The organism is Pseudomonas sp. Pseusp9 (assembly GCF_059491265.1).
Window position 1 is genome coordinate 4,751,627 of sequence record NZ_CP168500.1, and the last position, 24,843, is coordinate 4,776,469.

24 protein-coding genes are annotated in these 24,843 nt (G+C 61.3%); 11 read left to right on the forward strand and 13 right to left on the reverse strand.

Features of this window, described 5'->3' with window-relative positions:
* The first annotated feature begins 140 nt into the window (after positions 1-140).
* The 3 genes from ACEN8E_RS21560 to ACEN8E_RS21570 all read left to right on the forward strand — a co-directional run bounded on the left by ACEN8E_RS21560 (position 141) and on the right by ACEN8E_RS21570 (position 3,118).
* Positions 141-1,055, forward strand: a complete 915-nt coding sequence (locus tag ACEN8E_RS21560) for an urea transporter (protein WP_495589781.1) — start codon at positions 141-143, stop codon at positions 1,053-1,055.
* 21 nt (positions 1,056-1,076) lie between these two features.
* Positions 1,077-1,901 carry an ion transporter gene (locus ACEN8E_RS21565; RefSeq protein ID WP_495589782.1) on the forward strand — a complete coding sequence of 275 codons (825 nt, stop codon included), beginning with the start codon at positions 1,077-1,079 and terminating at the stop codon, positions 1,899-1,901.
* A 221-nt stretch (positions 1,902-2,122) separates the two neighbouring features.
* Positions 2,123-3,118 (forward strand): sulfate ABC transporter substrate-binding protein, encoded by a 996-nt coding sequence (locus ACEN8E_RS21570; RefSeq protein ID WP_495589783.1) that lies wholly within the window; start codon positions 2,123-2,125, stop codon positions 3,116-3,118.
* A gap of 121 nt (positions 3,119-3,239) precedes the next feature.
* Here ACEN8E_RS21570 and ACEN8E_RS21575 read toward each other — a convergent pair whose 3' ends face one another.
* Together ACEN8E_RS21575 and ACEN8E_RS21580 are read right to left on the reverse strand one after the other, a co-directional pair.
* Positions 3,240-3,683, reverse strand: coding sequence for a hypothetical protein (locus ACEN8E_RS21575; protein ID WP_495589784.1), 444 nt, complete (start codon positions 3,681-3,683; stop codon positions 3,240-3,242).
* A gap of 106 nt (positions 3,684-3,789) precedes the next feature.
* Positions 3,790-4,419, reverse strand: coding sequence for a hypothetical protein (locus ACEN8E_RS21580; RefSeq protein WP_495589785.1), 630 nt, complete (start codon positions 4,417-4,419; stop codon positions 3,790-3,792).
* 234 nt (positions 4,420-4,653) lie between these two features.
* Here ACEN8E_RS21580 and ACEN8E_RS21585 point away from each other — a divergent pair, with 234 nt between their 5' ends.
* On the forward strand, positions 4,654-5,859 hold the full coding sequence (locus tag ACEN8E_RS21585) for an MFS transporter (protein ID WP_495589786.1): 1,206 nt from the start codon (positions 4,654-4,656) through the stop codon (positions 5,857-5,859).
* Positions 5,860-5,962: 103 nt separating this feature from the next.
* Here the strand turns inward: ACEN8E_RS21585 and phnN are convergent, their stop codons facing one another.
* The 3 genes from phnN to ACEN8E_RS21600 form a co-directional block, all read right to left on the reverse strand.
* The gene (phnN, locus tag ACEN8E_RS21590) at positions 5,963-6,514 is read right to left on the reverse strand and encodes a phosphonate metabolism protein/1,5-bisphosphokinase (PRPP-forming) PhnN (RefSeq protein WP_495589787.1); all 552 of its coding nucleotides are present in this window, start codon (positions 6,512-6,514) and stop codon (positions 5,963-5,965) included.
* A gap of 735 nt (positions 6,515-7,249) precedes the next feature.
* Complete coding sequence (locus ACEN8E_RS21595) at positions 7,250-7,543, reverse strand: hypothetical protein (RefSeq protein ID WP_003226812.1); 294 nt, start codon at positions 7,541-7,543, stop codon at positions 7,250-7,252.
* Between the two features lie 56 nt (positions 7,544-7,599).
* Positions 7,600-8,205, reverse strand: a complete 606-nt coding sequence (locus ACEN8E_RS21600; RefSeq protein ID WP_495589788.1) for an arylesterase — start codon at positions 8,203-8,205, stop codon at positions 7,600-7,602.
* A gap of 10 nt (positions 8,206-8,215) precedes the next feature.
* On the opposite strand from ACEN8E_RS21600, the gene ACEN8E_RS21605 reads away from it, so the two are divergent.
* Genes ACEN8E_RS21605 through greB form a run of 3 tightly spaced genes read left to right on the forward strand, consistent with a single transcriptional unit; the run spans position 8,216 to position 11,935 of the window.
* The gene (locus ACEN8E_RS21605) at positions 8,216-8,899 is read left to right on the forward strand and encodes an ABC transporter ATP-binding protein (RefSeq protein ID WP_495589789.1); all 684 of its coding nucleotides are present in this window, start codon (positions 8,216-8,218) and stop codon (positions 8,897-8,899) included.
* Positions 8,899-11,403, forward strand: coding sequence for an ABC transporter permease (locus ACEN8E_RS21610; protein ID WP_495589790.1), 2,505 nt, complete (start codon positions 8,899-8,901; stop codon positions 11,401-11,403). Before ACEN8E_RS21605 ends, ACEN8E_RS21610 begins: the two co-directional genes overlap by 1 nt.
* 34 nt (positions 11,404-11,437) lie before the next feature.
* Entirely contained in the window at positions 11,438-11,935 is a 498-nt protein-coding gene (gene greB, locus ACEN8E_RS21615; protein ID WP_007973570.1) for a transcription elongation factor GreB, read from the forward strand.
* A 4-nt stretch (positions 11,936-11,939) separates the two neighbouring features.
* Here greB and ACEN8E_RS21620 read toward each other — a convergent pair whose 3' ends face one another.
* From ACEN8E_RS21620 to ACEN8E_RS21630, 3 genes are all read right to left on the reverse strand, one after another.
* Positions 11,940-12,248, reverse strand: a complete 309-nt coding sequence (locus tag ACEN8E_RS21620) for a hypothetical protein (protein ID WP_008001428.1) — start codon at positions 12,246-12,248, stop codon at positions 11,940-11,942.
* A gap of 247 nt (positions 12,249-12,495) precedes the next feature.
* Positions 12,496-12,930 carry a DoxX family protein gene (locus ACEN8E_RS21625; RefSeq protein ID WP_495589791.1) on the reverse strand — a complete coding sequence of 145 codons (435 nt, stop codon included), beginning with the start codon at positions 12,928-12,930 and terminating at the stop codon, positions 12,496-12,498.
* A 103-nt stretch (positions 12,931-13,033) separates the two neighbouring features.
* Entirely contained in the window at positions 13,034-14,455 is a 1,422-nt protein-coding gene (locus ACEN8E_RS21630; RefSeq protein ID WP_495589792.1) for an MltF family protein, read from the reverse strand.
* 237 nt (positions 14,456-14,692) lie between these two features.
* Here ACEN8E_RS21630 and ACEN8E_RS21635 point away from each other — a divergent pair, with 237 nt between their 5' ends.
* From ACEN8E_RS21635 to ACEN8E_RS21645, 3 genes are all read left to right on the forward strand, one after another.
* A complete protein-coding gene (locus tag ACEN8E_RS21635; RefSeq protein ID WP_495589793.1) occupies positions 14,693-15,502 on the forward strand; it encodes a TatD family hydrolase in 810 nt (269 codons plus the stop codon).
* Positions 15,503-15,707: 205 nt separating this feature from the next.
* On the forward strand, positions 15,708-17,189 hold the full coding sequence (locus tag ACEN8E_RS21640) for a methyl-accepting chemotaxis protein (RefSeq protein WP_495589794.1): 1,482 nt from the start codon (positions 15,708-15,710) through the stop codon (positions 17,187-17,189).
* Positions 17,190-17,422: 233 nt separating this feature from the next.
* A complete protein-coding gene (locus tag ACEN8E_RS21645) occupies positions 17,423-17,788 on the forward strand; it encodes a terminase (protein ID WP_495589795.1) in 366 nt (121 codons plus the stop codon).
* Here the strand turns inward: ACEN8E_RS21645 and ACEN8E_RS21650 are convergent, their stop codons facing one another.
* The 3 genes from ACEN8E_RS21650 to ACEN8E_RS21660 all read right to left on the reverse strand — a co-directional run bounded on the left by ACEN8E_RS21650 (position 17,789) and on the right by ACEN8E_RS21660 (position 19,957).
* Positions 17,789-18,586 (reverse strand): acyl-CoA thioesterase, encoded by a 798-nt coding sequence (locus tag ACEN8E_RS21650; protein ID WP_495589796.1) that lies wholly within the window; start codon positions 18,584-18,586, stop codon positions 17,789-17,791.
* Positions 18,587-18,819: 233 nt separating this feature from the next.
* Positions 18,820-19,578, reverse strand: coding sequence for a CHAD domain-containing protein (locus ACEN8E_RS21655; protein WP_495589797.1), 759 nt, complete (start codon positions 19,576-19,578; stop codon positions 18,820-18,822).
* A gap of 100 nt (positions 19,579-19,678) precedes the next feature.
* Positions 19,679-19,957, reverse strand: a complete 279-nt coding sequence (locus tag ACEN8E_RS21660) for a hypothetical protein (RefSeq protein WP_095056711.1) — start codon at positions 19,955-19,957, stop codon at positions 19,679-19,681.
* A gap of 221 nt (positions 19,958-20,178) precedes the next feature.
* Between ACEN8E_RS21660 and ACEN8E_RS21665 the strand changes: the two genes are divergently transcribed.
* Positions 20,179-21,216, forward strand: a complete 1,038-nt coding sequence (locus tag ACEN8E_RS21665; protein WP_495589798.1) for a patatin-like phospholipase family protein — start codon at positions 20,179-20,181, stop codon at positions 21,214-21,216.
* A 154-nt stretch (positions 21,217-21,370) separates the two neighbouring features.
* Here the strand turns inward: ACEN8E_RS21665 and ACEN8E_RS21670 are convergent, their stop codons facing one another.
* Together ACEN8E_RS21670 and ACEN8E_RS21675 are read right to left on the reverse strand one after the other, a co-directional pair.
* Positions 21,371-22,066, reverse strand: coding sequence for a response regulator (locus ACEN8E_RS21670; protein WP_495589799.1), 696 nt, complete (start codon positions 22,064-22,066; stop codon positions 21,371-21,373).
* A 53-nt stretch (positions 22,067-22,119) separates the two neighbouring features.
* Complete coding sequence (locus ACEN8E_RS21675) at positions 22,120-24,771, reverse strand: DUF4118 domain-containing protein (RefSeq protein ID WP_495589800.1); 2,652 nt, start codon at positions 24,769-24,771, stop codon at positions 22,120-22,122.
* Between the last annotated feature and the right edge of the window lie 72 nt (positions 24,772-24,843).

The window sequence follows — 24,843 nt, forward strand, 5'->3', positions numbered from 1 at the left end:
ATACCGGCCTCTTCGCGAGCAGGCTCGCTCCCACATTGGTTTTGTGTCGTTCACGGAACCAGGACTGAACAAAGATTCAGTGTGGGAGCGAGCCTGCTCGCGATGCAGGCAACCCGGTCCCACTGACTTTCAGACCTGCCATGCCTGCCAACCATTTCAACACCCACTGCCCCGACTGGGCCGAAGCATTGCTCAACGGCTTCAGCCAGATCTTTCTCCAGCGCAATCCGCTGTGCGGCCTGCTGTGCCTGCTGGCCATTCTGTTCACGGCGCCCGCCTTGCTCGGCGGCGCTTTGCTCGGCGGTGTCGCCGGGCTGCTCACCGCGCAACGCCGCAACTATGCCAAGGCTGATCGTCAGGCCGGCTTGTTCAGCTACAACGGCGTTCTGCTCGGCCTGTTGCTGAGCCTGTATTTCCCCTGGTCGGCGATGATGCCGCTGCTGATTCTGGCCGCCGGTGGCTTGAGCGCAATGATCACCCAACAGTGGCTCAAACGCGTCCGGGTCAGCCAATACCTGCCTGCCTATACCGCGCCCTTCGTCGGACTGGGCTGGTTGCTGCTGTGTTTCGCCACACCCTCGACACAAGCGCACTTGATCGAAGTCAGCACCCTGAACATGCTCGCCGCCCCTTTCAAAGGCCTAGGCCAGGTGATGTTCCTCGGTCATCCGCTGGCCGGTGCAATGATTGCCGCCGGTTTGCTGATCGCCGATCGCCGCGCATTCGGCTGGGCGTTGTTGGCGTCTGTCGCGGGCATGGGCTGGAGCTTCCTGAACCACGATTTCTATAGCGCATTGCTCGGTCTCGGTGGCTATAACGCCGTACTCGCCGCCCTCGCCTTCAGTTCGCAGCGTCGCCAACCCTGGCTGCCGCTGGTTGGCATCGGCCTGGCGCTGCTGCTGACGCCGGTCTTTGCCGCCATCGGTTTGCCCACACTGACCGCGCCGTTCATTCTTGCCTGCTGGCTGATTCGCAGCGTTATGCAAATGCTCGGCAAAGCCACCGTCGAAAGCGCGCCTTGCGCTACCGGGGAGAATCAACCTAGGCTGCGTTGATTTACGGCCAAGGCGATGGGCATGAACAGCAACGACACGTGGCGCAATCGCCTGTACGTGATTATTTTCCAGACCGACACCATTGCCGGGCGACGCTTCGACACCGCCCTGCTGCTGATCATCTTCGCCAGCCTGGTGGTGGTGATCCTGGACAGCATCGATGACGTCCACCAGAGCTACTCCAGCCTGCTGGCGTTCATCGAGTGGGGCTTCACGGTGATCTTCCTCGGCGAATACATCCTGCGCCTGTACTGCTCGCCCAAGCCCCTGCGCTATGCCTTCAGTTTCTATGGCCTGGTGGACCTGCTGGCCATCGTGCCCGGCGTCCTCGCGCTGTACTACAGCGATGCCCAGTACCTGCTGATCATCCGGGTGATCCGGATGCTGCGGATCTTCCGCGTGCTCAAACTCGGCCCCTACCTCAAGCAAGCCCACTACCTGCTCGATGCCCTGCGCGGCAGCAAGCAGAAAATCCTCGTGTTCCTGCTCAGCGTCTGCACCCTGGTGACGGTGTTCGGCACCCTGATGTACGTGGTCGAAGGCCCGCAGCATGGCTTCACCAGCATCCCCAAGGGCATTTACTGGGCGATCGTCACCCTCACCACCGTCGGCTACGGCGACATCGTGCCCAAGACCGCACTGGGCCAGGTCATCTCGTCGATGGTGATGATCACCGGTTACTCGATCATTGCCGTGCCCACCGGGATCTTCACCGCCGAACTGGCCACGGCCATGCGTGGCGGCCAGTTGCAGCGCGACTGCCCGGTGTGTGCGAAAAACAGCCACGAACAGGAAGCGTCGTTCTGCTCCCGTTGCGGCAACGCACTTTTCAAAAAACTGGAATAAGCAAAGAGCTTTTTAATATTTAAAGGACTAAACGAGCCCGGTTATAGTCGCTGGCAAAATCGTATCGACCGCACCACTTGCAGGAGCGGGCTCGCTCGCGAAAAACGCCGGGACAACGCGGGCACTCAGACAGCCCGCGTCATCGTTAGCGTCCATCGCGAGCAGGCTCGCTCCTACAGTGTTGGTGCGGCGGCTCCTACACAAAGAACAAGGACTGCGCAGTGAAAAAACTCTTTGGCGCCTCACTTCTCGCCGCTGGCCTGGCCCTGGGCAACATCGCCCAGGCCGCACCGACCCTGCTCAACGTTTCCTACGACGTGATGCGCGATTTCTACAAGGACTACAACACTGCGTTCCAGAAACACTGGCAAGCCGAGCACAACGAAAACATCACCCTGCAAATGTCCTTCGGCGGTTCCAGCAAACAGGCGCGTTCGGTCATCGACGGCTTGCCGGCTGACGTGATCACCATGAACATGGCCACCGACATCAACGCCCTGGCCGACAACGGCAAACTGGTCCCGGACAACTGGGTCACGCGCCTGCCGAACAACAGCGCGCCGTTCACCTCGGCCACCGTGTTCATCGTGCGCAAGGGCAACCCGAAAGCCCTGAAGGACTGGCCGGACCTGCTCAAGGACGGCGTTCAGGTCGTCGTGCCGAACCCGAAAACCTCCGGCAACGGTCGCTACACCTACCTCTCGGCCTGGGGCTACGTGCTGAAAAACGGCGGCGACGAGAACAAGGCGAAGGAGTTCGTCGGCAAGCTGTTCAAGCAAGCGCCAGTACTCGACACCGGTGGCCGTGCCGCCACCACCACCTTCATGACCAACCAGATCGGCGACGTGCTGGTGACCTTCGAGAACGAAGCGGAAATGATCGCCCGCGAGTTTGGCCGTGATCAGTTCGAAGTCATCTACCCAAGCGTCTCTGCCGAAGCCGAGCCACCGGTGTCGGTGGTCGACAAATCGGTCGACAAGAAAGGCACCCGTGCCGCCGCCGAGGAATACCTGAAGTACCTGTGGTCGCCGGAAGGCCAGGAGATTGCAGCAGCGAACTACCTGCGCCCGCGTGATCCGGCCGTGCTGGCCAAGTACACCGACCGTTTCCCGAAAGTGGACTTCCTGTCTGTCGAGAAGACCTTCGGTGACTGGCGCACCGTGCAGAAGACCCACTTCAATGATGGCGGGGTTTTCGACCAGATTTATGCGCAATAAACACCTGTAGGAGCGAGCTTGCTCGCGATGGAGTCACGGTCAACGCGTTTATTCAGAAAAAACGCATTATCGTTGACGTCCATCGCGAGCAGGCTCGCTCCTACAGTGTTCCGTGCATGTTTCAGCTCAGGTTGCCGCAGAAAATAGCCTGGTGACCATCGGCCGGGTTTTCCCGCACCACCAGGGCATAGCCGCCGGCTCGAAGGGTCTCGACGGCGACCGGTGCGCTTTTCCAGAAATACTGGTACGACGCCGCCGAATAGAACCGTGCATTCGGTCCGTCGTTCATGTCATAGGCCGGTTTTGCGCCCAGGTTCTCGCAACTGCCGGGGTAGATGTAAGCCAGCAGACGACCCGGTAACGCACTGCCCATGGGCTCGCCACTGACTGCAAACCAGAACACGGTGTCATGCCCACTGGGCATCATGATCGGCCGGCCGATTTTCCCGACATTGGCCGAGGTGCCTTTCAGGGGAACATTGGTGACCTGGTTGTCAGGCACTGTTGAACATCCACAGAGCCCGCCGACTGCTACGACTAACGCCAGCGAAGATACGATTTTCATCGTGATACTCCCGCTTGTAAGGACACATTGAAGTGATCCCCCCTGTAGATTCTAGCTGCCGGGGCTTTACGGGCTTTTCTTCGGATGGTCGGTCGCCACGTACCGACTACATCGGCGGAGTCACGCCATCCTTGCCCGCCGAGATGGATTGCGCCGTGAGCGTGCCATCAGCGCCCTGCGTCACAAAAGTCACGATCTTCACGCCCACCTTCAACAGGCTGCGATCGGCGGGCGTCAGGTTAACGATGGGTACGTCCTCGGGTACGAGGATCTTCTGTTGGCCGCCCTTGTAGTTGACCGTCAGCACCCGGCCATTGCTCACCACCAGGTCGCCGACGCTGCCGTTGGTCATGCTGCTGCCCTTGACCAGGTCAAACGGCCGATGACCATCGCCACTGCCGGCCAGTTCCGGCGGGAAAACGTGGACCTCCAGGGCCTTGAGGGTGCCATCCTCCTGAGGAATGGCTGCCGAGCCAATGTAGCTGCCAGGCTTGATGTCTTCGATGTTGGCCAGGGTCACGGCGCGGACCTTGGTGTCCTTGGTCAGATTGATCACCACATTGTCGCCACTGTTGGCATGGACATTCAGGACGTCCTGGCTGACGCCGGTGATCTCGCCGCGCACACCGATGCGCGTGCCCGGTGCGTCTTCGGCCTGGACCAGGCCAGCACTGAAGAGGCTGATCAAGGTGACGATTGAAACGCAGCGATTCAACTGACGGAACATCGGATTCATGGAGCGGCCCTCTGCTGACAAGACGTGGAGTGAAAACATAAGCACGCTATCGAACAAGATGTAAGTGAATGTATCATTCACCTCGATGTTCTGACGCAAGGCACTTCGGCGCACGACACAAGCGTCCGTCAATCATTTCGCAATGGAATGATTACTATCACTCCAATCCCGCTTCCGCCGTTTCAGTCAGCCCGTTAGCCTGCGCGCAATCCTTTCCGTACTGCGAGACCCGTTATGAACCCAGCGACCCGGATGCCTCACGGCACCGCGACAATGACCCGAGGCATGGTGCTGCTGTTCGCCTTCTGCTGCGGCGCCATTGTCGCCAACATCTACTACGCACAGCCGATCATCGGCCTGATTGCTCCGGACATCGGCCTGAGCAATGCCATGGCCAGTCTGATCGTGTCCCTGACTCAGATCGGCTATGCGCTGGGCCTGTTTTTCCTGGTGCCGCTGGGGGATCTGCTGGAGAACCGCCGGTTGATGATCATCACCACGCTGGTGGCGATTGTCAGCCTGCTGGGTGCGGCGTTCACCGATCAGCCGAACGTGTTCTTGCTGATTTCGCTGTTGGTGGGGTTCAGTTCGGTTTCGGTGCAAATCCTGATTCCGCTGGCCGCGCACCTGGCGCCGGAAGAAACCCGTGGCCGAGTGGTTGGCGCAATCATGGGCGGTTTGTTGCTCGGCATCCTGCTGGCCCGGCCGGTGTCCAGTGTGGTGGCCGATCACTTCGGCTGGCGGGCGATGTTTGTGATTGCCGCGCTGTTGATGGCGGCCATCAGCATCGTGCTGGCGATGACCATTCCCAAGCGGGAACCTGATCACAGTGCGTCCTATGGCCAATTGCTGGGCTCGCTGTGGACGCTGTTGCGCAAGCAGCCGGTGCTGCGCCAGCGCGCGTTTTACCAGGGCTGCATGTTTGCCACCTTCAGCCTGTTCTGGACCGCCGTGCCGCTGGAACTGGCGCGCAATCACGGCTTGTCGCAAAGCGAGATCGCGATTTTCGCGCTGGTGGGAGCCATCGGCGCCATTGCCGCCCCGATCGCCGGACGCCTGGCCGATGCCGGACACACCCGCATCGCGTCATTGCTGGCCCTGCTGTTCGCCAGCCTGAGTTTTCTGCCGGCGTTCATCCATCCGGCCTACAGCGTCATCGGCCTGGCCGTGACCGGCGTGCTGCTCGACTTCTGCGTGCAGATGAACATGGTCCTCGGCCAGCGCGCGGTCTACGCCCTCGACGGCAAAAGCCGCAGCCGCCTGAATGCGCTGTACATGACCAGCATCTTCATCGGCGGCGCCTTCGGCTCTTCGGTGGCCAGCGCGGTGTACGAACACGGTGGCTGGTTGTGGATCGTGATCGTCGGCAGTGCGTTCCCGCTGCTGGCATTGCTGCGGTTTCTGAGTGTTTCGCAGAAGGTTTCGCTGGCGACGGCATAGGCCTCAAAGCCCGGCCGGATCAACGCTCGGAACAGGCTCGCTTGTAGGGAGGAGGAAGGATTGGGTACTGCCTGACCTGGGAGGCCTGACAAGCGGATGCGCGTTACTCGTCAATGCAACCCAGCAACCGTTCGACCGTTTGCTCAAGTGGCCCGGAGTTGTCGAGCACGTGCGCATTCGAGTCTTGCGCCAGCAATTGCTCGCTGAACCGGGCATTGCGTGCCAAACGCTGATCGATCTCGGCCAGCGACTCCCGCCCGCGCTCCAGCAAGCGCTGGCGCAGTACCGCTTGATCCACAGTCAACAACAGCACCAACACGTTCGGATAACGCAGACGCGTGTTCTGCAAATGCCCGCGAGAGCCATTGACCAGCACGTCCTGCCCGGCGGCCAGCCAATCGTCGATTTCCCGCGGGATGCCATAGGACAATCCGTTGGCGTGCCAGCTCAGGGCAAATGCGCCCTGGGCCTCCATATCGGCGAACTGCTGTGCGCTGACGCCCAGCGCCGCTTCGCCCACGGCCTCCGCCGAACGCGTGATGACCCGCCGCACCACGCGGCAGCCGCGTTCGGCCAACCGTGTTCGCGCAGCATCCAGCAGGCTGTCCTTGCCCGAACCTGAAGGCCCGATGAGATAGATCAACCTGCCAGCCATCAAACCAACCTCTTCATTTTTCACCCTGTTTGCCGGACCCACGGCAGATTGTCCTGATTGCGCTTGCATCAGATCTGCCCGTAGGCCCGGCGTATGATCCATCACCGGTACCGGTTGCACCAGCGGGTTTTCCAACGGATCACGGTATGGGCTGAGGGTGTCCTCGCGGCGCAGGTCAATCCGGTGTCAGAGTGTTGGGCGATGTGTTTTTACCGGTGTACATATCCGTTTCTGCCCTCGCTCCGGTCCTGCTCCGTGGGCCCGCCGCGATCGGCCATCCATGCCGGGTTACCCACTGCGCAGAACCGGAACGAAGCCTCTCGAGGGGGCAAGCAGATCAAAAGCCAAAGCGAGGCGGCCTGCTGGCCGGCCTGATCGCGATTGAACGCGTGCCCCTGCAGGAGCGAGCTTGCTCGCTAAAAACGCCGGGACACCGCGGGGATTCAGGCCGCCCGCGTCATCGTTGACGACCATCGCGAGCAAGCTCGCTCCTACAATGGGTCGGCGAACACCCGCTCTGCTCTTCACCGCTCAACAGGCCGAGCGTTAGCTCGCCTGCCGCTATTGATCTTGATCCACCCGCCCCATCGGAGGGCAATGCCCCCGGATGAATGCCGAAGCGAAGGGACCCCGAGCCTTGGCGAGGGGCCGTACGTAAGGGCGAAACCCCAAGTGGCCGTTACCCAAAAAACGGATATGCACACAGCCAGCAAAAGGCTAACGCGCAATGACGGATCAAAGCTCGAAACGCAATTCCGGCCAGATCGGCGAAGTACCCCGCTTCTGCGACTCAAGAATGGCCCGGCACAACGAACACAGCCGCTGATCCTGGAACACCCGGCGATCAACACTCGACCAGCGAGGCTGCGCCGGCAACAGGCTGCCGCACAAGGTGCGATCCGCCGAGCCACCGAGCTCCAGTTGACGGGTCACCAGATGTACCCGCACTTCCTGGCAGGCGAACAGATCCAGCTGTTCGTCAGGCTCGATCAGTTGGTAGGCAAAGAGTGACCAGGCGGGACGCGGCATCGGGGGCTCCAAATCGGGGGCGCCACCTTAGCCGAAAGCCTGCGTCTAGAAAAGTGTCATAACAGCGGTTTTAGGGTAGGCCAGACATTTTCCAGTAACTTCTCCTGGGCCCCGGCCGCCGGGTGTATGCCATCAGCCTGCATCAAGTCCGGATGGCCGCCCACGCCATCGAGGAAAAACGGCACCAGCGGGATTTTTTTCTCGTCGGCCAGGTTGCTGTAGACCTCGGCAAACGCCTTTGTGTAACGCGCACCGTAATTGGGTGGCAATTGCATGCCGAGCAGCAACACCCTGGCACCACTGGCCCGGGAGCTGTCGATCATCGACGCAAGATTTTGTTGCAATTGAGTTGGCAGCAATCCGCGCAGCCCGTCATTGCCGCCCAGCTCAAGGATCACCAGCTCCGGCTTATGCTCTGCAAGCAGCAAGGGCAGGCGCGCCCGGCCTCCGGCACTGGTGTCGCCACTGATGGACGCATTGATCACTTTGTCGTCGAAACCTTCGCGCCTGAGCCGTTGCTCAAGCAGCGACACCCACCCCAATCGGGTATCCAGCCCGAAACCGGCGCTGATACTATCGCCAACGATCAGGACTGTACCCGCCGCTGCGTTTTGGGCCATGCACAACAAGGCCAGGCCAGCACTCAAAAACCAGACACGCATCGGACTCTCCATGGGCGCAAGCATTCTCATCGCGAAGGACCTTAGCAAAGTGGTTCCCAGCGCGGAAGGTGAACTGACCATCCTGCACGAACTCAGCCTGGAACTGAACAAGGGCGACAGCCTGGCCATCGTCGGCGCTTCGGGCTCCGGCAAATCCACCCTGCTGGGCCTGCTCGCCGGTCTTGACCTGCCGAGCAGTGGCGAAGTCACCCTCGCCGGGCAAGGCCTGAGCAAACTCGATGAAGACCAGCGTGCGCGCATCCGCGCCGAGCACGTGGGTTTTGTGTTCCAGTCATTCCAGTTGCTCGACAGCCTCAATGCCCTGGAAAACGTCATGCTGCCGCTGGAACTCGATGGCCGCAAAGACGCCCGCGAACGCGCAACCCAATTGCTCCAACGCGTGGGGCTGGGCCAGCGCCTGACCCACTCGCCGCGCCAGCTCTCGGGGGGCGAGCAACAACGCGTGGCGATTGCCCGCGCATTTGCCGCCGAGCCCGATGTGCTGTTCGCCGACGAACCGACCGGCAACCTCGACAGCCACACCGGCGAGCGCATCAGCGACCTGCTGTTCGAGCTCAACAAGGAACGCGGCACGACCCTGGTGCTGGTGACTCACGATGAACGCCTGGCCCATCGCTGCCGGCGCCTGATCCGTCTTGAAGCCGGCCTGCTGGTCGCCCCTCTGGAGCCTTGATGGCACGTCTGCCGCTGTCGCGCCTGTTCAGTCTCGCCATCCGTCAATTGCTGCGCGACGCCCGCGCCGGTGAATTGCGCGTTTTGTTTTTCGCCTTGCTGGTGGCCGTGGCCGCCAGCACCGCCATTGGTTACTTTGGTGCTCGCCTGAACGGCGCCATGATGTTGCGGGCCACCGAATTCCTCGGTGCCGACCTGCTGCTCGAAGGCAGCTCCCCGGCGCGGCCCGAGCAAATAGGAAGCGGCACCGAACTGGGTCTGGAACACGCTCAAGTGGTGGAGTTCTCCAGTGTTATCGCCACCGACAAAGGCATCCAGCTGTCCAGCATCAAGGCAGCCGATAGCACCTACCCGCTACGCGGTGAACTGAAAAGCGCGCCTGCGCCCTTTGCCGTGGAGGAACCTGGTGGAGGACCAAAGTCCGGCGAAGCCTGGGTCGAGGCGCGCCTGCTGACCGCCCTGGACCTGAAGATCGGCGACAGCATCGATGTCGGCATGAAAACCCTGAAACTGACACGGGTGCTGACGTACGAACCCGACCGCGCCGGCAATTTCTACAGCCTGACACCGCGAGTGCTGATCAACCTCGGCGACCTTGCAGCCACCGGTGTGGTGCAGCCCGGCAGCCGGGTCAGCTATCGGGAGTTGTGGCGCGGCGATGCCAAGGCGCTGGAAACCTATCGGCAACTCATAAAGCCGGGCCTCGCCGCCAATCAGCGCCTGCAGGACGCCCGCGACGGCAACCGGCAGATCGGCGGCGCCCTGGGCAAAGCCGAACGCTACCTGAACATGGCCAGCCTGGTGGCGGTGTTGCTGTCCGGCGTGGCGGTGGCGCTGTCGGCCAACCGTTTCGCCAGCCGTCGATTCGACGCCAGTGCGTTGCTGCGTTGCCTCGGGCTGTCGCGCCGGGAAACCCTGGTGCTGTTCAGCCTGCAACTGAGCGCCCTCGGACTGCTGGCCAGCATCAGCGGCGCCCTTCTCGGCTGGTTCGCACAGTTGGGATTGTTTGCCCTGCTGCATGACTTGCTGCCGACCGACGTGCCTGCGGGCGGGCTGTTTCCGGCCGTTGCCGGGATCGGCACCGGACTGGTGGCGCTGGCCGGTTTCGCCTTGCCGCCGCTGGCGGCTCTGGGCCGGGTTCCGCCATTGCGTGTATTGCGTCGCGATATGCTGCCGATCCCTTCCAGCACCTGGATGGTCTACGGTGCAGCACTGGGTGCCCTCGGCCTGATCATGTGGCGCCTGAGCCTGGACCTGCTGCTGACCTTTGCCCTGCTCGGCGGCGGCGTGATTGCAGCGCTGGTGCTGGGCGGTTTGTTGCTGCTGCTGTTGAAGAGTCTGCGGCGCATGCTCGCGCGTGCGTCCCTGCCCTGGCGCCTGGGACTCGGGCAATTGCTGCGTCACCCACTCGCCGCCGCGGGCCAGTCCCTGGCCTTCGGCCTGATTCTGCTGTCGATGGCGCTGATAGCGCTGCTGCGCGGCGAGTTGCTGGATACCTGGCAAAACCAGTTGCCGAAAAACGCCCCCAATTACTTCGCTCTGAACATCCTGCCCGCGGATAAACAGGCCTTCACCGAGCACCTGATCGCCGTGTCGGCGCAATCGGCACCTTTATACCCGGTGGTGCCGGGGCGCTTGATCAGCATCAACGGCGAACCGGTGCAGCAGATCGTCACCAAGGAATCGGCGGGTGATCGGGCAATCCAGCGCGACCTGAGCCTGACCTGGGCCGCGGACCTGCCGTCGGGCAACAAACTCACGACCGGCAATTGGTGGAACGAACAGAAGCCGGACGACATTCCCGGCGTGTCAGTGGAAGGCAAGGTCGCTGAAAGCCTGAAAATCAAGCTTGGCGACCATCTGGTTTTCAGCGTTGGCGGAGTCAATCGCGAGGCGAAAGTCACCAGCCTGCGGGAGATCAACTGGGACAACTTCCAGCCGAACTTCTTCATGATCTTCCAGCCTGGCACTCTGAAGGATCTGCCGGCGACTTACCTGACCAGCTTCTATCTGGCACCAGGTCATGACCAACAGATCGTCGACCTGTCCCGTGCCTTCCCGGCGGTGACGATCCTGCAGGTCGAGGCCTTGCTGGAACAACTGCGCAGCATTCTCGCCCAGGTCACCCTGGCGGTGGAGTATGTGTTGCTGTTCGTATTGGCGGCGGGGATGGCGGTGCTGTTTTCCGGCCTGCAGGCGACACTGGACGAACGCATACGCCAGGGCGCATTACTGCGAGCGCTGGGGGCCGAACGGCAGTTGCTGATCAAGGCGCGGCGCATCGAGTTCGGCTTGCTCGGTGCAGTCAGCGGTTTGCTGGCGGCGCTGGGATCGGAACTGGTGAGCCTGGTGCTCTATCGCTACGCCTTCGACCTGCCATGGCATCCTCACCCATGGCTGTTGTTGCTGCCATTGGCAGGTGCCGTGCTGATCGGTGGTGCCGGGGTGTTCGGCACCCGTCGGGCATTGAACGCCAGCCCGCTGACAGTCCTGCGCGAGGGTTGATAGACTCCAGTCATCCTCACCACAAGAAGCTGTCATGAGCCGTTACCGCCCTCCCCGCACCGCCGGCACCGCGCTGATCACCCCCGAGGGTGAAGCGCGCATGCGTGCCGAGTTCCATGAACTGTGGCATGTACGTCGGCCCCAGGTTACCCAGGCTGTCAGCGAAGCCGCGGCCCAGGGGGATCGCTCGGAGAACGCCGAATACACCTATGGCAAAAAGATGCTGCGAGAGATCGACAGCCGCGTGCGTTTCCTCACCAAGCGCCTGGAGGCGCTCAAGGTCGTCAGCGAAAAACCCAGCGATCCGAACAAGGTCTATTTCGGCGCCTGGGTCACGATCGAGGACGAGGACGGCAAAGAGTCGCGCTACCGCATTGTCGGGCCGGATGAACTGGACCTCAAACAAGGCCTGATCAGCATTGATTCGCCACTGGCCCGTGCCCTGATCGGCAAGGCACTGGACGCCGAAGTTCGAGTCCAGACACCGACCGGTGAGCAGTGTGTTTATATCGTGGCGATCGACTACCCGTAAAAAATCAACGGCGAGTGATCAGGCCTTGCCGGGCAACGCGGGTCAGTTGCCTGATCACCTCTGGAGCGTCTTCGAGGCTGGGGGATTGAATCACTGCCAGATCGAAACTGTCGTCGGCAAAACGAGCGAGCGACTCACCGTCTTCGACAAACTGGATCAGGAAGGCAGCGGGACCGCCGGTACGACGTGGCCAGCCATCGAGATAACGCAAGAGCGTCGGCTGATGTTTGCCGCCAAGCAGGATTTTTGGATTGCGCTGGGTGAGATGTGCCGTGATCGGCGCGGGACGTACAACGGGGTTTAGTGCATTCATTGTGTCGTGTCTCTGCCTCAAAAGTCTGCATGGCAGGTGAGAGGCAACACCGAACCAGCGCTTTAGCGGTATTTCGAAGCCGGTTCCGGCTTCTATCGGCAACTGAATGAGTCACCTGGCGCCCCGCAAGTAGCTGTTTAAATCGGCGCATGAGCAACATCCTAGAGAAGCTGACTGGACAGTGTCAAGAATGACGCGCAACAAAAAAGGCCCGCACAATGCGGGCCTTTTCGTTGAGCCAGAGCGGTCAACCGGCGATGACACGGTCCGCCGAGAGTTTGCCCGCACCTTCGATCAATACCGCGATGCTGCCACCGAGCAACGCCAGGGCGAATTCATAACCGTTGTGGGCCATGAACAGACCATTGCTGATGTGCACCGAGAAAATCGCGACCAGCAACAGTATTGTCAGGCCAAGTGCGGCCGGGCGAACCAGCAAGCCGATGATCAGGGCCAGACCGGCGAAGAATTCGATGCCCCCCGCCATTGCCGCTATCAGGTAACCCGGCGTCAGCCCGATGCTTTCCATGAACTGCGCGGTTCCCGCCAGACCATAGCCACCGAATGCGCCGAAGAGTTTCTGCGAACCGTGAGCGGCGAAGACAATACCGACAATGATGCGCAGAACCGTCAGGCCGTAGCCAGCTCGGGTAAACAGTACCTTGTTGATCAGAGTACTCATGCTGTTCCGTTCCTTGTAAGTGTGTATTGGTTGGCCGCTATATTAATCAATAAAATATATGTTAAAAGCGCAAAAAACTCACCATACCAATCAGGTTGGCTGATCATTTGCGTGAGATAACCGTTTGTCCCTGAGGCTCCAACGACTCCCGCTCGCGGTCGAACGCCAAGTAATACTTGTTCACGCTATTAACATAGCTGACGGGTCCCATACCCACTTGCTCCATGGCAACGCGCTCGACCTGGAAGAACCACTGGTTGGGATTCAACCCTCGCCGCCGGGCTTCGGCGCGCATGCCCTGAACCCGCTCCGGCCCGATGTTATAGGCTGCCAGCACAAAGGCCATGCGTTCGCGTTCATTGAGTTTCGGACTGGCAAAAAACTTGCGCCGGATCATCGCCAGGTACTTGGCCCCGGCCTGCACATTGCCGTCTACGTCCTGAATATTGTTGACCCCCACCCGCTGCGCAGCAGACGCCGTGATCTGCATCAGACCGGTCGGGCCACCGCCACTTCCGGCTGCGGGCTGCAGCGCTGATTCCTTGAACGCCAACGCCGCCAGGTTCAGCCAGTCCATGCCCTGGGCGTCGGCGTGTTTTTGCAGCACCGGGCGAAGTTTTTCCAGACGCTGACGGTCGGCCTTGGCCAGTGGGTAGTGCACTTGATACAGACGCCGATAGATCCGCAGGAACGCGGCGTCCTGATCCGACGGTTTTTTGTAAACGGTGAGAAAGCGATCAATGCTGGCCCGCAGCATCGAGGCATCACGGCGCACGAACCAGAACTCCTCTCCCGGATCGCTGATGAGTACCTGTTTGTCGAAACGCAAATTGGGCAGGATCTTGCCCCAGCGTTCGGCGATCGGCTGTTCGACGATGGTCAGGTGGAAGATCCCGCCCTGCACCATTTCCAGCACATCCTCGATGGCAAGGCTCGGATCGACCCATTCGATTTTGATGGGTGGCAGTTTGTGCAAGGCGAGCTTCTGATTGATCTGGCTGACGGCATCCCCGGCGGCGCTGCCGGCAGGTAAGGCCAGGGTCTTGCCGGAAAGCTGTTCAAGACGGGTGTAGCGGCGTTCGCCCTTGATGCCCACCAGGACCAACGGGATGTTGCTGGCAATTGGCTCACTGGTGCTGACGGCGAAACCCGCCTGCAGATCGAGCAACTCGCCTGGCGCCACCAGATCGCCCTCCCCGCGCTGCAATGCGCCGAGCAGTTGATCCTTGGCCTTGGGAATGATCTTCAGGGTGATTTCCTGACCGTCACGGGCGTGGCCGTTGAGGTATTGCTCGAACGCTCTGAGGCGATGGTACTCGACTCCTATCGCCTGCCCCTGGACTTCGCCGGAACTGTTGCGGCTCTGATTGACCAATACCCGCAGCACGCGGCTGCTGCGGATTTCCGCAAGATCACGCACCTTGCTCGTCGGTACGGCTTGCAGCGGCCCGGGCAGACGCGCGACCGCCGACATCGGCAGTAGCAGCGAACAGCACAGCAGTAGCAAAACCGAGGGACGAATCATCCACTCTCCGGAAAGAATATGAGGCACGCTTCAATGACGAATGGCATCCAGCGCAGCGACAAAAACAGAGCGCCTTGGGCGCTGGCAACGTGCGGAAGACTGGCACAATGATGGCAAAACTACCAACCCGGCCTGCCCCGCGGCTCAAGAGACAGCGTTAACCCGTTGTAGTTCTTGGCTTTTCTTATAAATCCACGGCTCTGATATGCTTTCCGGCCTTTGGGCCGAGGTAGCACCATGCAACTCATCGATATCGGCGTCAACCTGACCAACCCCTGTTTTGCCGACAAACACCGGGCCGTACTCGACCGTGCCTACGCGGCCGGCGTATGCCAACTGGTGCTGACCGGCACCAGCGTCGAGGGCAGCGAGCAGGCCCTTGAACTGTGCCAGCAACTGGACGAAAGCACTCAGCACCTGTTCGCCACCGCAGGTATTCACCCTCACTGCGCCAGCGACTGGAACGCCGACAGCGCCCGACGTTTGCGCAGCTTGCTCAAGGAACCGAATGTGGTGGCCGTGGGCGAATGCGGGCTGGATTTCAACCGCGACTTCTCGCCGCGTGCGCAGCAGGAAAAGGTCCTCGAAGAACATCTGGCCATGGCCGTTGAAATGCAGCTGCCGGTCTTTCTGCACGAGCGCGACGCCAGCCAGCGTTTGCTGGAAATCCTGCGCGACTTCCGCGACCGACTCCCGGCTGCCGTGGTGCACTGTTTCACGGGTGAGCAGAAGGCACTGTTCAGCTATCTCGACCTGGACTTGCACATCGGCATTACCGGCTGGATCTGCGACGAACGCCGGGGCACGCATTTGCATCCGCTGGTCAAGGAGATCAAGCGCGGGCGCCTGATGCTCGAAAGCGATGCACCGTACCTGCTGCCACGCAGCCTGCGGCCCAAGCCGAAAAACGGGCGAAACGAGCCGGCCTACCTGACCGAAGTATTACGCGAAGTGGCGTTGCATCGCGGGGAAAGCCAGGAAGATCTGGCAGCGCATACCACGGCGTGTGCGCGGGCATTTTTCGGGTTGCCATCAATCCCTCAATAACCACAAATCCCCTGTGGGAGCGAGCCTGCTCGCGATTGCGTTCTGACAGTCGCCTCACATAGGACAGGTCTACCGCTTTCGCGAGCAGGCTCGCTCCCACCGGAGTAATGGGGGCTCGTTGACCTGTATCAAAATTCAGCCACCTGAGTAGCAGCACAATAATGGCACCTTGCCAAAACTGTTTCCGCTATCAGAGAAGACCTCCATGGGTGCCTGGCTTAGCAATATCTCGCTGAAATACAAATTCTGGGCAGTCAACGCTGTCGCCTTCATCACCACGCTTTTACTGGTGCTGTACGCCGTGCAGCTCGAACAACAGGCCCGCAGTCATGCATCCCGGGCTTCGGCTCAGTCACAGGCGCGATTGCTTGGCGCCTGGCCTGCCGGGCAACCGCTGCCCAAGGCCGATAATCTGCTGACGTTCAATCGCGGTCAGGCGCCGTCACTGAATGGGCAAACCGTGCCGGAACTCACCCATGAAAACGGCTGGGTCGAGATCAACCCAATGCCGCTGTTCGGTGACAATCCGTTGATGGGTGCCGAAGTGTTCTCGCGCACCGGCGACCAGCAGGTCGCCGTGATTGCCTATGGTCCAAGCCTGAGCCAGGTGTTCAGCGAGCGCTTCGCCAACTACGCGTTGGCGGTGTTCATCCTGATGCTGGCAATGCTTGGCGCATCGCAGTTATTGATCCGCTTCCTGCTCAGTCAGCTCAACACCTTGAAAGACGTCATGCTGCATGTGGAGAAAACCGGCGACCTGTCAGCCCGCGTGCCATTGGCTTGCAGCGACGAAGTCGGGCAAATGGCCAACGCCTTCAATGCCATGCAGGCCGGGTACCAACGGGTGGTCAACACCGTCGCCAGCACCGCCCGGCAACTGGACGTCGGTGCCGCACGGCTGGCGGCCAGCATGAATGAAGTGCGCCACGGCATGCTGGGCCAGCAAAGCGAAACCGATCAAGCCGCCACGGCGATCAATGAAATGACCGCAACGGTCTATCACATCGCCCAACACGCGGGTGCCACCCGGGACCTTTCGCAATCGGCCGATACCCTGGCTGGCAGCGGCCAGGAGGTCGTGACACGGGTGCAGCACTCGATTGCCGGACTGTCCACAGGTGTCCAGCAGACCGCCGAGATGATTCAGCGCCTGGCCGAGGACAGTCAGAAGATAAACGGCGTGGTCAACGTGATTCACAGCATCGCCGAGCAGACCAATCTGTTGGCACTCAACGCCGCCATCGAAGCAGCCCGGGCCGGTGAAATGGGTCGCGGGTTTGCCGTGGTCGCCGATGAAGTGCGCAACCTTGCCAAACGCGTGCAGACCTCCACTGACGAAATCACCATCATGGTGTCAGCGTTGCAGGCCGGAACGCGGGACGCCGTGGATTTCATGCAGGAGAGCTCGTTCAAGGCCGACGACTGCGTGCAACAGGCGCAAGAGGCTGGCGCGGCATTGGCCGAGATCACCGGCGCGGTGGCGCAGATGCGTGAAAGCAATACACAGATCGCGGTGGCGGCCGAGCAGCAGAGCCAGGTGGCGGAAGAGATGAACCGGGCGGTGGTGAGCATCCGTGACGTGACCGAGAACACCGTGCAGCAGACGGTGACTTCGGCAACCACCAGCAATGAGCTGGCGGCATTGGCCGGGGAGTTGAGCAAGGCGATAGGTCAGCTGAAACTGTAAGGGCCCCATCGCGAGCAGGCTCGCTCCCACAGAGGATCTTCAGTGATCCGCAATTTCAGGTTCAACACAGACTCATTGTGGGAGCGAGCCTGCTCGCGAAGGCGTCTGCCTTGACGACATCAAATTTGACCATTGCCCCCCTATCAGCTCTATAGCCATCCTTGATTCGCCGCCGGCATTTACCGGGCCTATCCTTCAATCATGTAGTTCAACATGGATCGAGGATCAGCATCATGGGCAAACGTCACCCCAACCTTCCCGCCTGGCAATGGCGAGCGTACCCGAACAATCATCAGCACCCGACCAATCTGGTGTTGCACCTGATCGCGGTACCGCTGTTCATCGTGGCGTTTCTGTTGATCGTTTCCGGGGTGTTCAGCCTGAGCCTGGCGAACATCGCCATCGGCTTGATCGGTGTGATCGCCGCGCTGGCCTTGCAACGTCACGGCCACAGCCTGGAGACGCAAGCCGCCGAACCCTTCAGTGACCGCAAGGATGCGATATCGCGCTTGATGGTCGAGCAGTTCCTGACGTTTCCGCGGTTCTTCCTCAGCGGTGGCTGGTGGCGCGCCTGGCGCGAGCGCCACCGCCGTCACTGATCAGGCAAACACCGTCACCGTCTGCCGGCTCATGGCGATCAACCGACCATCCGCGCTCCACATTTTCGCGGCGGCATGCCCGTAGCCGTCGGTGGCGTGCTCGGTTTCGACAAGGTATTTGCACCACTCCAGGGTGTTCAGTTCCAGCGACGGTTGCACGAACTCGATGGTCCAGGTCAGTGTGCTGCCCATCGCCGGTTTCTTCAGAAATGGCATCAGGGCCGGCGGCCAGGCGTCCACCAGCGCCAGGATATGCGCCTCGCTGACGGCCTCTTCTTTCACGTCGCCGCGCAGGCGCACCCAGCCGCCCATTTGCCGGGATGTGCTACCGCTGAACGGCAAACCGCCGACACTCCAGCGCATCGCCAGATGCCGCATGAACTCCGGGATGACACCTTCGACAAAAGGCAATTCCTGACACTCGTCCCAGTGCTTCATTTCAGGTGCCGATTGCGCGGCCACCGCCACTTCCGAAGGGCGTGAGGCGCCAAAGCTGCCCTGGATCAACGTCACCACCTGCCCCTTCTGCATCACCCGGCCCAACACCTGGCTGACCGCCTTGCCTTCGCGCAACACGTCGACTTCAAAACTGACCGGAACCTCGGGTTCAACCGGGCCGACAAAGGTGATTGCCAGAGAACGCACTGGACGGTCCACCGGCACCCGGGCACGCATGGCTTCGTACTGCAAGGCGGCCACCAGGCCACCAAAAGTGGCGCGTCCCTGGGCCCAGGAGGCCGGAATAGACAGCTCAAGCGGCTGGCTACGGACAGCGTCAAGCAGTTCGGAAAAACGCATGAAAACCTCAAGGATCGATAAAAAGACGAAAGGATCTTAACCAGTCAGCGAAGTTGATACATCGCCTATTCCGGCCAAATTGACTGACAGATGAGCCGCAAAAGGCTCGTGCCGAACATATAACCCTGTAGGAGCGAGCCTGCTCGCGATAGCGCCCGGACAGCCAACATCAATGTTGAATGTCACGACCTCATCGCGAGCAGGCTCGCTCCTACAATGGATCTCCGGTGTTTTCAGGATTTGAAACAGGCCTTGCTGAGCTTTTCCAGTACCTGGTCTGCACGGCTTTCGGCTTCGGCCATGGTGACGGTCCAGACTGCAACACAGGGTTGCAAATCCGCTTCCCGTTCAGCCATGGCCAGCCATTGCACACAATCGTGCCAGTCACCCAGCGCACCCTGGGCCGATTTCAACCGGGGCATGGCTGCTTTCGGCAAACGGTCCAGTTCGGGGTAAGCATCGATGCCATAGCGCACGCGCTTGATCAGCAAGCGCAAGCGATGACGGTCGTGGGCCGGGTCGTGCAGCGCCTCGTCGAGTATTTTCCACTGTTTGCCCAAGCGCTTTTCGATGCGCTTGCGCAGGCCCTTGAGCAATCCCTGACGCTGGGCGGCCCGCAGAAAACGCGGAAACGCATCGAGGACGATCAGCAATTGCGCGAGCTCCGGGCTGGCCGCCACGGCCGGATAGGCCTCGGTCATTTGCGCCATGCGCCACTGTGCGGCCTGGGGTTGATGGTGCTGTAGCAGGTACGCCGCCAGCACTTCGCGATCACGCAATGGCGTGGTCAACTCGCCCACCCGGGAGGCTGCCGCTTCCAGTTGTTCAACACCGGGCAGCCCGCGCAAGGGCCGCAACAGGCTGCGCAGCCGACGCATGGTTGTGCGCAGATCGTGTAACGCTTCAGGGTCAGTACGCTCTTTCAAGCGGGCCTGACAGGCCAGCAGACGAACTTCCAGGCCCAGAACTTGAGCCACCAACCGATCGATCATGGGGGTTTACTCCGTAAACAGCGCCAGGCTCCAGGCTACGAATTGCAAGCCCGATGAGTCTTGCAATTCGAAGCTTAGAGCCTGGCGCTGCTTTTTGCCTTCAACGCCCCGCGCGCGATTCACGAATATAGAAACGGGCCTTCTCGGCCTTCTGGGAGCAGCCCTCGAAGCCCTCGAATTGCTGCTGGGTCTTGGCCGCGGTCAACAGCGACAAGGCTTTGGAGTAGCTGACAGTCCCGGCGAAACCTTCGGCCTTGGCCAGGTCCAGCTCACGCCAGGCGGCATCGAGTTGGCTGCCACAGCTGTCGCGGTAGGCGGTTTTGCCGGCACAACCGGCGAGCGCCAGGGCAATCAATGGCACGCAAATCCAGGCTTTCATCACTCACTCCTCAAAGATAGGTCAACAGTCATGCAGGTAAGACGGTGTGGCACCTGAAAAGTGCCGTTGGTCCCTTGTGCAAACTATAGCGCCGACGAGAATAATCATGTGCCGCCATGGAGTGTCGAAAATACGACGCTCCTGCCCCATCGAACGACCATGGCGATTGAAGCATGACCCTCGATGGGTGCATTGTTGAACCATTCAAACGAGGGCGATTCATGAAAAAGCGTGTCGCACTGGTGTTGGGCTCGGGTGGAGCCCGGGGTTACGCGCATATTGGCGTCATTGAAGAGATCGAACGGCGCGGCTATGACATCGCCTGTGTCGCCGGTTGCTCCATGGGCGCGGTGGTGGGCGGGATCTATGCCGCTGGCAGACTCAATGATTACCGCGACTGGATCGAGAGCCTGGACTATCTCGACGTGCTGCGTCTGGTGGACGTCAGTTTTCGACTGGGGGCGATTCGTGGCGAGAAAGTCTTCGGGCAAATCCGCAGGATCGTCGGCGAGATCAACATCGAAGATTTGCGTATCCCCTATACCGCGGTTGCCACCGACCTGACCAACCAGCAGGAAATCTGGTTCCAGGAAGGTTGCCTGCATCAGGCCATGCGCGCCTCGGCAGCAATTCCCAGCCTGTTTACCCCGGTGATGCAAGGCAACCGCATGCTGGTGGATGGCGGCATACTCAACCCGTTACCGATCGTGCCGGTGGTGTCGAGCCATTGCGACTTGATCATCGCAGTCAACCTCAACTCCACCAACCAGCGCCACTATCAATTGCCGGTCATCCAGCGTCCCGCCGCCTTCAAGACCCGCTTCGACAGCCTGATCAATTCCGTCGGTTCGAAGTTGCCGTTCCGGCGCAAACAGGCTGAACAATTGTTGGTTCTGGAACAGGAAGCCTTGAAGGCCGAAGGTGCGGACCTCAACCCGTGGATCGAGTCCGCCGAGCCCGAGGGGCAGCAACCCGCGGCCGCTCCGGAAACCAGTGGTGCGCCCCGCTCCGCCACCGGCTCGTTCATCATCGACAACGTAGGACCGGCGTCCTTGCTGGATTTGATCAACCAGAGTTTCGAGGTGATGCAGACGTCGCTGGCACAGTACAAGATTGCCGGGTATCCGCCGGACATCCTGATCAACGTGCCCAAGCGCGTGTGCCGCTTTTTCGAGTTCTACAAGGCGCCGGAGCTGATCGCTTTGGGACGGGAAATTGCGCGGGATACGCTGGATCGGTATGAGAATGAGCAGAACTGAATGTCTGAAGGTTTTCGATTTACTGTAGTGCCCTCTTCGCGAGCAGGCTCGCTCCCACAGTAAATCTTCGGTGTTCACAACGTTTGTGTCTGGCCCTGACCCCAAGTGGGAGCGAGCCTGCTCGCGATGGGGCCAGATCAGTCACCACAAAATTTCAGACCTCCTCACTCAACAACCGATACCCCACCCCCGCCTCAGTCACGATGAACCGTGGTCGAGTCGGGTCATCCGCCAGTTTCTGGCGCAAGTGCCCGACCACGATGCGCAGGTAATGAGTGTCTTCGGTGTGCGTCGGCCCCCAGATGTCCTTGAGCAATTGTTGCTGGGTGATCACCCGCCCGGGATGCCGCGCCAGTTGCGCCAGCACGGCGTATTCCTTGCGAGTCAGCGCAACTTCGATACCGTCGAGCAGCACCCGGCGATACGCCAGGTCGACCGTCAACGGACCGAAGGTCAGCGCCGCTTGCTGGACCTCGCCGACGGGCGCCTGGCGCAACAGCGCACGAATCCGCGCCAGGAATTCCTGAATGCCGAACGGCTTGGTCACGTAGTCATTGGCGCCGCCATCCAGTGCCTCGACTTTTTGCCCTTCACCCGCGCGCACGGACAGCACCAGCACGGGCACCGTCGACCACTCGCGAAATTCGCGCAATACCTGTTGGCCGTCCATGTCCGGCAAGCCGAGGTCGAGCACCAGCAAGTCCGGTTTGTTCAACGCAGCCTGTGCCAATCCGTCATTGCCGGTGCCGGCTTCGAGCACCTTATAGCCCTGGGAAACAAGGCTGATGCGCAGGAACTTGCGGATCTGCGGTTCGTCGTCGATGACCAGAATGGTCGCGGTCTGGCTCATGAATTCACATCAACACAAAAAAGAAGTGGCAAGAGAGAGTAGCGCAAGCACGATCAGGCTTCACTCTCGTATCCCGGCTGAGCCTGCAGCGGCAGGTGCAACGTGATGCAGGTGCCGCGCCCCTCGATGCCGTCGGCAACACTGATGCGCCCGCCATGGGCACCGACCATGCCCTGACAAATCGCCAGCCCCAGCCCGGTCCCCTGCCCGCCACGATCGCCCCGCGCCGCGGTGTAGAACATGTCGAAAATCTTCGCCCGCTCCTGCTCCGGAATCCCCGGGCCCTCGTCGCTGACCGAGAAAAACAGCTCACTGTCATCCGCCCCGGCGCACAATTGCAAACGCCCGTGGGACGGCGAAAACCGCGCGGCGTTTTCCAGCACGTTGATCAGTGCCTGTTCGATCAGTGCGGCATGCACGAACAGCAACGGTAACTCGGCCGGTACGTCGGTGCTGACCTGCAACGGCGCAAGGACTGCCCGCAGACGGTTGAACGCACTGCCGACGATGTCTGCCGGCGATACCCAGTCCCGCGCCAGCTTCAGGGCACCGTGGCCGAGCCGGGTCATGTCGAGCAGGTTTTGAATGTAGCGGTCGAGGCGCTCGGCTTCATCGCGGGTACCTTCGAGCAGTTCACGTCGATCCTCCAGCGGGATCGCTTCACCCAGGGCCAGCAGGCTATCGATACTGCCGCGCATGGATGTCAACGGTGTGCGCAAATCGTGGGACACCGACGCCAGCAAGGCACTGCGCAACTGCTCGGTTTCGCCGTGCAGCCGCGCCGCTTCCAGATCATCGGCCAGTTGCGCCCGGGCCAGCGCCTGGGCCAAGGGTTGGGTCAACGCGGTCAACAAGCGTCGGCGCTGGCCGCTCAGGGTCTGGCCTTCCCTGGCGCATACGCCAAGCAACGCCAGCGGGCCGTCCTCCACCGATAACGGCCACCACCACCAGCGGCCAAGCGGCAAGGTGCCGGTGCCCGCACCCGCCGGCTGATCGTGCTGCCAGGCCCAATCGGCGGCGGCGCGCTCGGCTTCAGTGAACGCCAGCGGGCCACCGGTTTCGACTTTCCAGCCGTTTTGCCCGTCGCGATTGAGCAGGCACAGTTGCACATCGCTCCAGCCGTTGAGGTGCTGGGCGGCCGCACTGACCACCGCCTGGCGGTCGGTGGCGGCGGTCAGTTTGCGTGACAGGTCGAGCAATTCAGTGGTCTCTTCCTGGGTGTCGCGCAGGGCCTGCAATTGCCGGCGCTGGCGCGCCGCGAGGTTGCCGGTAAGGGCCGCCATCAGCAGGAAGAACAGCAAGGTCAGCACGTCTTCTTCGCGCTGGATGCTGAGAGAGAAAGTCGGTGGAATGAACAGAAAGTCGTAGGTCAGAAACGACAGCGCCGCACAGGCCAGGGCCGGCCCGAGACTGCTGCGCACCGCCACCAGCAACACGGCGGCGAGGAACACCAGTGAAATATTGGGCAGTGGCAGAACACTCGCCACGGCCCAGGCCAGGGCGCTGGCCAGAAGCGTCGCGACCACGGCCAACGCATAGTCGAACCAGACCAGTGAATGCATCGACCGCTGAAGGGGTTGATGCGGTTGGTGATCGCTGTCGAGAACGTTGATTTCCAGTCCGCGGGCATTGCGCAGCAGCCGCGCCGCCAGCCCGCCACCGAACAGACGTCGGCGCAAGCGCGGCCGGGACTGGCCGACCAGCACCAGGCTGGCACGGCGTTCGGCGGCATGCTGAATCAAGGTTTTCGCCACCTCGCCAGCGCGCAGCAACACCACTTCCCCCCCCAGCCGTTCGGCCAGTTGCTGAGCGTTTTGCAGGCGCAGGCGCGACTGTTCGTCCCGCACGCGGCCGTTGTCCACATGCACCAGGCTCCAGGGCAGGTGCCGCCGTTGGGCCACGCGACTGGCATGCCGTACCAGACGCTCGGCCTGGGCATCGCCGTCGACCCCTACCAGCAAACGCCCGCGCACCGCTGGCGCCGCTTGACCGAGTTGGCGATAGCCTTGGGCCAGATCGTTATCGACCTGGGCCGCTGCGGTTTGCATCGCCAGTTCGCGCAGGGCCGTCAGGTTGGTCTGGGAAAAGAATGCGTCGATGGCCGCCCGCGCCTGCTCCGGTACATAGACCTTGCCGTCACGCAGGCGCTCCAGCAGTTCCCGTGGCGGCAAGTCGATCAGCAGCAGTTCGTAGGCCTCCTGCAATACCCAGTCCGGCAGGGTTTCACGGACCTGCACGCCGGTAATGCCGCGCACCTGATCGTTGAGGCTTTCCAGATGCTGGACGTTGACCGTGGTGTACACGTCAATGCCGGCGGCGAGCAGCTCCTGAATGTCCTGCCAGCGTTTTTCGTGACGGCTGCCGGGGGCGTTGGTGTGCGCCAGTTCGTCGACCAGCACCAGTTTCGGTTTGGCGACCAGCAGACCGTCGAGGTCCATTTCCTCAAGCAATACGCCACGGTATTCCGAGCGCAGCAACGGCTGCTGCGACAAGCCGCCAAGCAGTGCTTCGGTTTCGGCCCGGCCGTGGGTTTCGACGACGCCGGCAATGACTTTCACCCCTTGGCGTAACTGGGTGTGGGCTGCTTGCAACATGGCGTAGGTCTTGCCCACTCCCGGCGCGGCGCCGAGAAATACCTTGAGCCGGCCACGGCCATCGCGGGGCAGGTCTGCTAACAGTGCGTCGGCGCGGCCGGAGTTGCTCATGCCTGGGGATCTCATTTTTCAGATGTTGATGTGGTGATGCCGAGGTCGTCTTCGCGAGCAGGCTCGCTCCCA

Excerpts from the sequence above, each read along its gene's own strand:
- ACEN8E_RS21660 (WP_095056711.1), bottom strand. The coding sequence starts at position 19,957 with ATGAAAGCCTGGATTTGCGTGCCATTGATTGCCCTGGCGCTCGCCGGT.
- greB (WP_007973570.1), top strand. The coding sequence starts at position 11,438 with ATGAGCCGTTACCGCCCTCCCCGCACCGCCGGCACCGCGCTGATCACC.
- ACEN8E_RS21665 (WP_495589798.1), top strand. The coding sequence starts at position 20,179 with ATGAAAAAGCGTGTCGCACTGGTGTTGGGCTCGGGTGGAGCCCGGGGT.
- ACEN8E_RS21630 (WP_495589792.1), bottom strand. The coding sequence starts at position 14,455 with ATGATTCGTCCCTCGGTTTTGCTACTGCTGTGCTGTTCGCTGCTACTG.
- ACEN8E_RS21635 (WP_495589793.1), top strand. The coding sequence starts at position 14,693 with ATGCAACTCATCGATATCGGCGTCAACCTGACCAACCCCTGTTTTGCC.
- ACEN8E_RS21595 (WP_003226812.1), bottom strand. The coding sequence starts at position 7,543 with ATGCCGCGTCCCGCCTGGTCACTCTTTGCCTACCAACTGATCGAGCCT.
- ACEN8E_RS21560 (WP_495589781.1), top strand. The coding sequence starts at position 141 with ATGCCTGCCAACCATTTCAACACCCACTGCCCCGACTGGGCCGAAGCA.
- ACEN8E_RS21645 (WP_495589795.1), top strand. The coding sequence starts at position 17,423 with ATGGGCAAACGTCACCCCAACCTTCCCGCCTGGCAATGGCGAGCGTAC.
- ACEN8E_RS21650 (WP_495589796.1), bottom strand. The coding sequence starts at position 18,586 with ATGCGTTTTTCCGAACTGCTTGACGCTGTCCGTAGCCAGCCGCTTGAG.
- ACEN8E_RS21620 (WP_008001428.1), bottom strand. The coding sequence starts at position 12,248 with ATGAATGCACTAAACCCCGTTGTACGTCCCGCGCCGATCACGGCACAT.
- ACEN8E_RS21675 (WP_495589800.1), bottom strand. The coding sequence starts at position 24,771 with ATGAGCAACTCCGGCCGCGCCGACGCACTGTTAGCAGACCTGCCCCGC.
- ACEN8E_RS21575 (WP_495589784.1), bottom strand. The coding sequence starts at position 3,683 with ATGAAAATCGTATCTTCGCTGGCGTTAGTCGTAGCAGTCGGCGGGCTC.
- ACEN8E_RS21640 (WP_495589794.1), top strand. The coding sequence starts at position 15,708 with ATGGGTGCCTGGCTTAGCAATATCTCGCTGAAATACAAATTCTGGGCA.
- ACEN8E_RS21605 (WP_495589789.1), top strand. The coding sequence starts at position 8,216 with ATGGGCGCAAGCATTCTCATCGCGAAGGACCTTAGCAAAGTGGTTCCC.
- ACEN8E_RS21600 (WP_495589788.1), bottom strand. The coding sequence starts at position 8,205 with ATGCGTGTCTGGTTTTTGAGTGCTGGCCTGGCCTTGTTGTGCATGGCC.
- ACEN8E_RS21565 (WP_495589782.1), top strand. The coding sequence starts at position 1,077 with ATGAACAGCAACGACACGTGGCGCAATCGCCTGTACGTGATTATTTTC.
- ACEN8E_RS21580 (WP_495589785.1), bottom strand. The coding sequence starts at position 4,419 with ATGAATCCGATGTTCCGTCAGTTGAATCGCTGCGTTTCAATCGTCACC.
- ACEN8E_RS21610 (WP_495589790.1), top strand. The coding sequence starts at position 8,899 with ATGGCACGTCTGCCGCTGTCGCGCCTGTTCAGTCTCGCCATCCGTCAA.
- phnN (WP_495589787.1), bottom strand. The coding sequence starts at position 6,514 with ATGGCTGGCAGGTTGATCTATCTCATCGGGCCTTCAGGTTCGGGCAAG.
- ACEN8E_RS21670 (WP_495589799.1), bottom strand. The coding sequence starts at position 22,066 with ATGAGCCAGACCGCGACCATTCTGGTCATCGACGACGAACCGCAGATC.
- ACEN8E_RS21655 (WP_495589797.1), bottom strand. The coding sequence starts at position 19,578 with ATGATCGATCGGTTGGTGGCTCAAGTTCTGGGCCTGGAAGTTCGTCTG.
- ACEN8E_RS21625 (WP_495589791.1), bottom strand. The coding sequence starts at position 12,930 with ATGAGTACTCTGATCAACAAGGTACTGTTTACCCGAGCTGGCTACGGC.
- ACEN8E_RS21585 (WP_495589786.1), top strand. The coding sequence starts at position 4,654 with ATGAACCCAGCGACCCGGATGCCTCACGGCACCGCGACAATGACCCGA.